We start from the raw sequence: 8,504 nt of genomic DNA, 5'->3' as shown, positions 1-8,504 counted from the left end.
GCCGCCACCGCCGACGAGATCGACCGCCTCCTCGGCCAGGTCCTGGAGGCGGCCGACGGCAGCTTCAACACCCTGCTGGAACTCGGTTTCGCCTCCGCGATCCGCCGGGAGTACGCCTGGCGCGTCTCCCGCGGCGAATCCACCCGCAACCTCGAGGCGTTCGCCCACCTGACCCAGCGCCCGTCCGACTGACCCCGGGCCCGTACCGCGTCACGCGAGACCGCGGGATCCTCTTGCCGAGCGCGCGTACCCGCCCGGTGTCACACCGACCAGCCTCTTGAAGTGCCGGGTGAGGTGCGCCTGGTCGTAGAACCCCGTCACCGAGGCCACCTCGCCCGGCGCCCGCCCCCGCAGCAGCAGCCGACGGGCGCGGCCGACACGGCGGGACATCAGGTATTGGTGCGGGGCGATGCCGTAGGCGGTGCTGAACACCCGCACCAGATGGGCGGGATGGGCGTGCAGCAGCCGCGCCGCCTCCTCCAGCGACAGCCCGTGCGTGACGCGCTCGTCGAGCAGCTCGCGCAGTTGGCGGGCGAGCACGGGGTCGCGGCGCGGACGAGTGGTGCCGCCGACCCGGCGCCGCAGATGGTCCCGCAGCCGCTCCCCGACGAGTGCCAACCTGCCGGCGGCCTCCAACTCGTCACCGGGCCGCCCGAGCGCGCCGTGCAGTTGGCCCACGCGCCGACGCAGGACGAGATCGCGCAGGTCCGGCCCGTCCACGGCCGCCCCGACGAGGTCGTCGCCGAGGTGGGTGGCGTCCAGGTACACCACCCGCTTGCGGAAGCCGCGCGGGCTGACGGGCGAGCCGTTGTGCGGGACGTGCGGCGGCAGCAGGGACACCGTGTCGTGCGGGGTGCCGTGCTCGTGCCGGTCCAGGTCGTACCGTACGGCGCCGTCGTCCACGATCAGCAGTGTCCACACCTCGTGCACGTGCATCGGGTAGGCGTACTCGGTGAAGTGGGCGTGGAACACCTCCACGACGCCCGGGACGCGCGGGCGCCAGGCGGAGACGTTCCGCTGGGGGGACATGCAAAGAACGTACAAGACGATGCCGTACGGGGTCCGGAACCCTCATGGCATGAATGAGCAGCCCACCCGTTTCGACACCAAGATCGCCGTCCTGCTGCGCGAGGACCTGGAGCCCTGGCAGCGGCTGAACGTCACCGCCTTCCTGGTCAGCGGCCTCGGCACCACGGTCCCCGAGGTGATCGGCGAGCCGTACGAGGACGCCGACCAGGTGCCGTACCTGCCGATGTTCCGCCAGCCGGTGCTGGTCTTCCAGGGCGCGAAGGAGACCCTGGCCGCGGCACACGCGCGTGCCCTGACCCGGGCCCTTCCTCGGGCCGTCTTCACCTCCGACCTGTTCACCACGGGCAACGACAGCGACAACCGGGCCGCGGTGCGGGCCGTACCGACCGGCGGGCTGGACCTGGTGGGGCTCGCGGTGTACGGCCCGAGGAACGCGGTGGACAAGGCGCTGAAGGGGGCGCGGATGCACCCGTGACACCTCTCTTAGGGATTCCGCCCCGTGCTGTTTCGAGCCACCCTGCGGCCCATCTCGTCCAGCTCCTGTTTGAGCCTCTCGCACTCCGGGATGATCCTGTGGGAGTACCGTCGGTGCCGGTGGCACCATGGGTCGGCCACTCGTTCGGGTGAGCCTGGTGGGATTCGAAGAGGGAAGCGAGTCGTGGGGTTACGTTGGCGGCATGCCGCGTTTCCGTATGTACCCGACGAGTGAGCAGGCGGGCATCATGCTCGAACACTGCGCGCACGCTCGGTATGTGTGGAACCTGGCCGTCGAGCAGCATGCGCACCGGCGCACGGGCGGGAAGTCCGCGCCCTCCTTCGCCGAGCAGTGCCGGCAGCTCACCGAGGCCAGACACGAGAATGCGTGGCTGCGGGCGGGCAACGCCGACGTGCAGCAGCAGGCGCTGAAGGACTTCGCCAAGGCCAAGGCGGCGAAGTTCACTTCCGGGTTCGGTGAGCCGACCTGGCGCAGGAAGTACTGGCACGAGGGCTTCCGCGTCATCGGCACCGACCGCGTGCCCGAGTGCAACGAGGACGGCTCGCCCAAGCTCAACGCCAGGACCGGCCGGCAGGTCATGGGCCGGTTGGTCGTGGTGCAGAAGCTGAACCGTCGGTGGGCGCAGGTGAAGGTGCCGGGCTGCGGCTGGGTGCGTTTCCGCCTCACCCGCGCCGAGTTGCCGCAGGCGAAGACGTTCCGCGTCACCTTCCGCAACGGCCAGTGGCACGTCGCGTTCGCGGTCGTTCCCCAGCCGGTCGGCGCACCCGGCACGGGCGAGGTCATCGGCATCGACCGGGGTGTGACGATCACGGCCGCGCTGTCGGACGGGCGGAAGCTGAACTGCCCGCAGCTCACCACGAAGGAACGCGCGCAGATCCGCAAGCACCAGCGGCGCGCCGCCCGCGCCCCGAAGAACAGCGATCTCAAGACCGCCGAGTACGCCAAGGCCGCCAAGTTGAAGGCGCGCGAGGTGAACCGGCGCAAGGACTGGTGCGAGAAGACCAGCACCATGCTCGCCCGCACCTATGACCTGACCCGGTTCGAGAAGCTGAACATCAAGAACATGACCGCCTCCGCCAAGGGAACGGTCGAGCAGCCCGGCCGCAACGTGCGCCAGAAGGCCGGGCTGAACCGGGCCGTCCTCGCCCAGGGCTGGGGCCTGCTCCGTAGACGCACCGCGGATAAGGCCCCCGGCCGGGTCGAGGACGTGCCCGCCCCGTACACCAGTCTGCGCTGCAGCGCCTGCGGGTGGATCGACAAGAAGTCGCGCAAGAGCCAAGCCGACTTCGAGTGCGTATCCTGCGGTTTCACCTGCAGCGCCGATGAGAACGCAGCCAAAAACGTCGCGGCAGGACAGGGCGGGATTCCCCGCCCCCGGTGCACAGCCGGTGCCGGAGGGGTGACAGCGGCCACCGACCGTTCGAGCGCCCGTGAACCTCAACCCGCCCGGGTTGGAATCCCCCTTTCCTAGGAGGGGGAGGATGTCAAAGCCACCAGAACTCGCGGGGGAACTCGGAAGATGGTCTCGCGGGCGGCACGTCTGAGACTTGCGGCGGATACGCACGATCTCCGAATGTAAGCGGCTATGATGGCGAGCACGGCTTACGAGATCGGAGTGGCGACCGGCCACTCGGTCAACAGAAGCCGCCAACTGCCGGCCGGTCCGTCGGCCGGGCGAGCGGCCAGGGCAGGGGACCGAACCGGTGGATTACGCTCTGAGGCATGGCCGACGCACCGTACAAGCTGATCCTCCTCCGCCACGGCGAGAGCGAGTGGAATGCGAAGAACCTGTTCACCGGCTGGGTGGACGTCAATCTCAACGACAAGGGCGAGAAGGAGGCGGTCCGCGGCGGTGAGCTGCTGAAGGACGCCGGCCTGCTGCCCGACGTGGTCCACACGTCCGTCCAGAAGCGCGCGATCCGCACGGCCCAGCTCTCGCTGGAGGCCGCGGACCGCCACTGGATCCCGGTCCACCGCTCCTGGCGCCTCAACGAGCGCCACTACGGCGCCCTCCAGGGCAAGGACAAGGCCCAGACCCTGGCGGAGTTCGGCGAGGAGCAGTTCATGCTGTGGCGCCGCTCCTACGACACCCCGCCGCCCCCGCTGGACCGTGACGCCGAGTACTCCCAGTTCTCCGACCCGCGCTACGCGAACCTCCCGCCGGAGCTGCGCCCGCGGACGGAGTGCCTCAAGGACGTCGTCGTCCGCATGCTCCCGTACTGGTTCGACGCCGTCGTCCCCGACCTCCTCACCGGCCGCACGGTCCTGATCGCCGCCCACGGCAACAGCCTGCGCGCCCTGGTCAAGCACCTCGACCAGATCTCGGACGCCGACATCGCGGGCCTGAACATCCCGACGGGCATTCCCCTGTACTACGAGCTCGACGCCGACTTCCGCCCCCTCAACCCCGGCGGCAAGTACCTCGACCCGGAGGCGGCCGCGGCCGCGATCGAGGCGGTCAAGAACCAGGGCAAGAAGAAGTAGGTTTTGCGGTTACGCCTCTCACCTGCGTGTTCGTCGCGGGTGAGAGGCGTTTTCATGCTGTGGGCCCCCTCAGGGCCGCCAATCGCTCGGCCGGGTCGGCGGACGTTGCTGTCACGCCGCCACTCGCAGGCGTCTGCCGGCGCCCCAGTACCCGCACGGCGAGGACGTGCGAGGCGTGCTTTCGCTCTCGTACATCAGTACCGCTGGGCCTTGGCAAGGTGAGGTGTCAGTCTCGCCTCCGTCGGTTGTCTGCTGAAAGCGATGGGTTGTTCCTTCTGGCCGGGGGAGAGGTTCTCCGCACCTACGAATCTGGTCTCGACAACTTTTCCGGCGGAGTCCTTGAAGTCGATCTGAACGGCGTATGACGCCTTGTGACTTGTCTTGTTCGTGATCGTGACCAGGGCGGCGAGCAGCCCGCTGGTCTGGTGCCGGGGCAGACCCGTCATGCCGACTTCGGACAGAGCGTTGCCGCGGCCCTTGACGTTCTTGAGCTCTCTCTCGGCGGCGGCGCCGGCCCGGGCGACCTCGGCATCAACGGATGCTTCGAACTCCGAGGCGCGGGCGGCCGCGGAGGATTCCGCTGCCGAGGCGGACGCGTGAGCGGAGGCGATCGCGGAAGCTGCCGCGGAAGCCAGGGCCGACGGCGGCATCCCGGAAAAGGACGCCGGATTGGGGCTGCTGGGCGTTGGCCGAGGCGAGGGGCCGGTGCCCTGACCGGTGCCGCCGCACCCGGCCAGGGCGAGCGCGCCGAGGGCACAGCCGAGTGTGGACGCGACGGCTCGGTGACCGATCTTGCTGGAGTGGCCAGGGTGGCTTGGGGGCATTTTGTCGTCCTTTACGCCTTTGCGTAGCCAATCGAGCCCATCTTCCGTGCTGAGCTCACGGCTGGCGAGCCGACTGTGGCCGTTCGGATCGGCGTGGGCGGACGAAGCCGGAGCGTCGGCCCTTTTCGCCGCGGGGTCCCTGTGCCTGGAGGGCAACATGCTCTTCGCCGTCCTTTTGATCCGGCGGATCCACCGTCGGAGCGTTGGCACCCCAGGGTGAGGACGGCTTTGGCCATGCGACGACGGCCGGCGGTACCTACCCGTTGGTGGCCGCTTTTCCCAGTGGACTCCGCCCGACCCCGGCCGCAGGCAGCGCCGGCCAGGGCTGTGATCGCGCCGGGCGACCCGGTCGTGCTCGATCGGCCTTCTGAGGCCGACTGATCACCGGGCCGTTCGTACTGTTCAGGTCTCCTGTGTGCCGATCGACATCCACCGGGCGGTGAGGCGCTTCGCCGTTCCGTCCACGCCGTACGGGTGGTCCAAGCCGAAGTGCTCCGTCAGCTCGTGCCACAGAAACTCCCTGATCTCCGCCTTCCCGGCTCCGCGAGTGAGCGTTCAGCGCCTGTAGACGTGACCGCGCACCAGCGGGTCGTTCTCCAGGATGAAGTCCGAGACCTTCCAGAACTCCGACAGGCGTGGATGCCGCAAGGCGGCTTCGCGATCAAGCCTGAGCCCGAAGAACGGGTCATCAGGATGCGCGAGACCCGCCGTGACGAGGGTGGAAGCGGGCTCGTCCTGGCCGACGACAGGGCCCACTCGACAGGCGAACGAGACGTGATCGTCCCACTGGTCGGGTCCGACGCCCCACGTTCCGAAGATCACGTCTATCCACGCGTCGTGATCCTGGTCCCGGTGGTGGTAGCAGTTTGCGAAGTACACCGCGTACGGAGCGCCGTCCGCGTGGACGAAGTTCCAGGCACGCTCGATGGGTGCGTCGCAGCAGTCGCACCGGAACTCGCGGGTCTGCCGGTCAGGGCCGAAGGTCAGTGACATGACGCACATGATGCGGTACGGGTCCGACATCAGGAGAGCCTGGGTCGGCTGACCCGTCCTGGGCCGTCCGACGCTGCTCGACGGCACCCAAATGACGACCGACGACGACCGACTACGACCCTTCAGGCCCGCGTGACCAGCGCTCTGACCAGGGGAGGACCAGCACACCAAGACCCCCGACAAGGCCCGGGGCAAGAGGAAGTGCCCTGGGTCTGGAGCCCCCTGTCCGCGGTTTCGCTGCTGTGCCAGGTCTTCGAAACCCTGAGGCTGTTGGGGCAGTACCGCGTGGCCATCGTGCAGATATGCCGTGCCTCCGTCCCCCCCCAACGTCCGGACGGCTGCCTGGAACTGGTTGGCGAGGCGCTCGCGGAGCATCGTCGAGGGCCGCGTCGGGCCAGTCGACGACCAGTGGGGAATGAGGGAGACGAGCGGGCCCAGTTCCTCCTCGAAGGAATCGGCGTCGCAGTTGCGCGTCGCAGTTGTGATTTGTGAAGAAGGGGCTGCAAACGGGCAATGCGGGCATGATCGGCCGGAGGGGGGTGGTTGTTGAGGTCGCAAGCGTCATCCGTCGGTGCTGCGAAGCGCGGGGTGTCACATTCAGTAGCTTTGAGGTCGGCTGAAAGTCATGGCGGCGTAAAAAACTGTTAGAATGTGAAAGGTTTGCGGACTCAAAGGGTCTGCCTTTTTGTGAACGCCCCCGGCTCCAGTGATGACGCCGCTGTTCCGGGGGGCCGGAGCCGTCCTCCCGCCGCTCACGACGCGCGGGACAGGTCCGCGGGTCCCCGGTCGACGTGCCGGGCGCCGCGACTGACGCCGGACTCCATGAGTCGTAAGGAGGTGGCGCGATTGCACGGGATGGAGACAGCCCAGTTCGGCGCCGTGGTGATCATTGGTCTGCTGGTCCTCTTCTACGGAGGGACCTTCCTGATCTCGACCCGCATCGGCAAGAAGGACGAGAACGCCGATGCGTACATGACCGGTGGTAACAACATCGGTTTCGGAATCTCCGCCGCCAGCATGACGGCGACCTGGATCTGGGCGGCCTCGATGTACGCGTCCGCGACGTCGGGGTACACCTACGGCATATCGGGGCCCATCCACTACGGGCTCTGGGGCGCCCTGATGATCCTCTTCATCTATCCCTTCGGCAAGCGCATCCGCTCCGTCGCCCCCAAGGCGCACACGCTGGCCGAGGTCATGTACGCGCGGCACGGCCGCTCCAGCCAGCTGATGCTCGCCGGCTCCAACGTCGTCGGCAGTCTCATCAGCCTGATGTCGAACTTCATCGCCGGCGGCGTGCTGATCTCGCTGCTGTCGCCGTTCAACTTCACCCAGGGCGTCTTCGCCGTGGCCGCGGGCGTGCTGCTCTACACCCTGTGGTCCGGTTTCCGCGCCTCCGTGCTGACCGACTTCATCCAGGTCGTCGCGATGCTCGGTGCGGTGGCCGTGATCGTTCCGGTCATCTTCTTCGCGGCCGGCTTCCCGGCGGCGTTCGAGACCGGCGCGCACCACCTGACCCCGCAGCAGGGCAACTTCTTCTCCAGCGAGGCGTTCATGAACCAGGGCGCCCCCTACATCGCCGCGGTGCTGGCCTACGCCATCGGCAACCAGACCATCGCGCAGCGGCTCTTCGCGGTGAAGCAGAGCCTGATCAAGCCGACCTTCGTCACCGCGACCATCGGCTACGGCGCCATGGTGATCGGCGTCGGCATGCTCGGGGTGCTCGCCCTCTACATCGGCTTCGAGCCGACCGGCGGCGACCTGAACAACCTCATCCCCGAGATGGCCGCCACCTACCTGTCGCCCGTGCTGCTGGCGGTGTTCTTCATCATGATCGTCGGCGCGCTGTCCTCCACCGCGGACGCCGACCTCTGCGCCCTCTCCTCGATCACGATGACCGACATCTACGGCCAGGCGGTGGCCGGCAAGGAGAAGGCCAACCCCAGGACGATGCTGCTGATCGGACGCATCACGATGGTGCTGGCGACCGCGACGGCCGTGGCCTTCGCCAGCCTCCGTCTGAACATCCTCGATCTGCTGGTGTTCGTCGGCGCGCTGTGGGGCGCCCTCGTCTTCCCGGTGCTGGCCAGCTTCTACTGGGAGAAGGTCACCAGCAAGGCGTTCACCACCTCGGTGCTCGCGGCGCTCGCGGTGTTCCTGCCGGTCCGCTTCGGCTGGATCCCCACGGACGGCGCCCTCGGCATCGTCGTGGACGTCCTGGCGGTCATCGGCATCGGTGTCGTCCTCGGCCTGATGGTGTTCGGCTTCCTGGGCGCCAGGCCGGCGAAGACCGTCGGTGTGCTGGCCGCAGCGGTGTCCGCGCCGTTCGCCATTGGATCCCTGCACGAGTACGCGACGCTGAGCGGCTCCCTGGTGGCCTACTCCGTGAGCACCGTCATCTGCTGGGCGATGTCCGTGGGCAACAACGAACGCTTCGACTTCGCCGTCATCGCCCAGCGCACCGGTGACTTCGACGACGGTTCCGCGCAGGCGTCCGCCGGCAGGGCCGGTGTCCCGCGGCCGGCGGGGGTCGCCCACGGCGAACCCGGCCTTGCCGCAAGCAGCAAGTGAAGAAAGAGGAGGCCCAGTGACCACCTTCGCTCTGAGCGTGTACGTCCTGATCTGGCCCGCCATCGTGGCCGCCGTCCTGTTCGTGATCAGCCGTGGGTTCTTCCGCG

The 8,504-nt window shown here is 68.3% G+C and carries 8 protein-coding genes and 1 pseudogene; 6 read left to right on the top strand and 3 right to left on the bottom strand.

The genetic code is table 11. The features are described 5' to 3' along the window. Nucleotides 1–192, top strand: a pseudogene (locus tag RH94_RS44800) (YbjN domain-containing protein); the annotation flags it as partial. Nucleotides 193–210: 18 nt separating this feature from the next. Here RH94_RS44800 and RH94_RS27520 read toward each other — a convergent pair. Beyond that, nucleotides 211–1,029 carry an AraC family transcriptional regulator gene (locus RH94_RS27520; protein ID WP_073950927.1) on the bottom strand — a complete coding sequence of 273 codons (819 nt, stop codon included), beginning with the start codon at nucleotides 1,027–1,029 and terminating at the stop codon, nucleotides 211–213. Between RH94_RS27520 and RH94_RS27515 the strand changes: the two genes are divergently transcribed. The 3 genes from RH94_RS27515 to RH94_RS27505 all read left to right on the top strand — a co-directional run bounded on the left by RH94_RS27515 (nucleotide 1,028) and on the right by RH94_RS27505 (nucleotide 4,009). Then, a complete protein-coding gene (locus tag RH94_RS27515) occupies nucleotides 1,028–1,504 on the top strand; it encodes a DUF2000 domain-containing protein (RefSeq protein ID WP_073950926.1) in 477 nt (158 codons plus the stop codon). The genes RH94_RS27520 and RH94_RS27515 overlap by 2 nt on opposite strands. Before the next feature lie 202 nt (nucleotides 1,505–1,706). Further along, nucleotides 1,707–2,996, top strand: a complete 1,290-nt coding sequence (locus RH94_RS27510) for an RNA-guided endonuclease InsQ/TnpB family protein (protein WP_073950925.1) — start codon at nucleotides 1,707–1,709, stop codon at nucleotides 2,994–2,996. Between the two features lie 251 nt (nucleotides 2,997–3,247). Next, nucleotides 3,248–4,009: a phosphoglyceromutase gene (locus RH94_RS27505; protein WP_073950924.1), complete on the top strand. Its 762-nt coding sequence runs from the start codon at nucleotides 3,248–3,250 to the stop codon at nucleotides 4,007–4,009. 194 nt (nucleotides 4,010–4,203) lie between these two features. Here RH94_RS27505 and RH94_RS27500 read toward each other — a convergent pair whose 3' ends face one another. Beyond that, on the bottom strand, nucleotides 4,204–4,833 hold the full coding sequence (locus RH94_RS27500) for a hypothetical protein (protein WP_073950923.1): 630 nt from the start codon (nucleotides 4,831–4,833) through the stop codon (nucleotides 4,204–4,206). A gap of 555 nt (nucleotides 4,834–5,388) precedes the next feature. Next, nucleotides 5,389–5,826 (bottom strand): hypothetical protein, encoded by a 438-nt coding sequence (locus RH94_RS27495; protein ID WP_073951228.1) that lies wholly within the window; start codon nucleotides 5,824–5,826, stop codon nucleotides 5,389–5,391. Between the two features lie 822 nt (nucleotides 5,827–6,648). On the opposite strand from RH94_RS27495, the gene RH94_RS27490 reads away from it, so the two are divergent. Then, nucleotides 6,649–8,397 carry a sodium:solute symporter family protein gene (locus RH94_RS27490; protein ID WP_234426083.1) on the top strand — a complete coding sequence of 583 codons (1,749 nt, stop codon included), beginning with the start codon at nucleotides 6,649–6,651 and terminating at the stop codon, nucleotides 8,395–8,397. Continuing rightward, nucleotides 8,336–8,504, top strand: a 169-nt coding sequence (locus RH94_RS46430; protein WP_324614327.1) for a putative transporter small subunit, incomplete at its 3' end; no start/stop codon positions are given. The genes RH94_RS27490 and RH94_RS46430, both read left to right, overlap by 62 nt.

Origin of the sequence: Streptomyces kebangsaanensis, from assembly GCF_001906585.1 — a bacterium.
Classification (GTDB): domain Bacteria; phylum Actinomycetota; class Actinomycetes; order Streptomycetales; family Streptomycetaceae; genus Streptomyces; species Streptomyces kebangsaanensis.
This window is presented reverse-complemented; position numbering and strand designations above follow the sequence as displayed.

What these genes read in the sequence shown, in the direction of transcription:
- RH94_RS27515 (WP_073950926.1), top strand. Translation starts at nt 1,028, where the DNA reads ATGCAAAGAACGTACAAGACGATGCCGTACGGGGTCCGGAACCCTCAT.
- RH94_RS27520 (WP_073950927.1), bottom strand. Translation starts at nt 1,029, where the DNA reads ATGTCCCCCCAGCGGAACGTCTCCGCCTGGCGCCCGCGCGTCCCGGGC.
- RH94_RS27510 (WP_073950925.1), top strand. Translation starts at nt 1,707, where the DNA reads ATGCCGCGTTTCCGTATGTACCCGACGAGTGAGCAGGCGGGCATCATG.
- RH94_RS27505 (WP_073950924.1), top strand. Translation starts at nt 3,248, where the DNA reads ATGGCCGACGCACCGTACAAGCTGATCCTCCTCCGCCACGGCGAGAGC.
- RH94_RS27500 (WP_073950923.1), bottom strand. Translation starts at nt 4,833, where the DNA reads ATGCCCCCAAGCCACCCTGGCCACTCCAGCAAGATCGGTCACCGAGCC.
- RH94_RS27495 (WP_073951228.1), bottom strand. Translation starts at nt 5,826, where the DNA reads ATGTCACTGACCTTCGGCCCTGACCGGCAGACCCGCGAGTTCCGGTGC.
- RH94_RS27490 (WP_234426083.1), top strand. Translation starts at nt 6,649, where the DNA reads ATGAGTCGTAAGGAGGTGGCGCGATTGCACGGGATGGAGACAGCCCAG.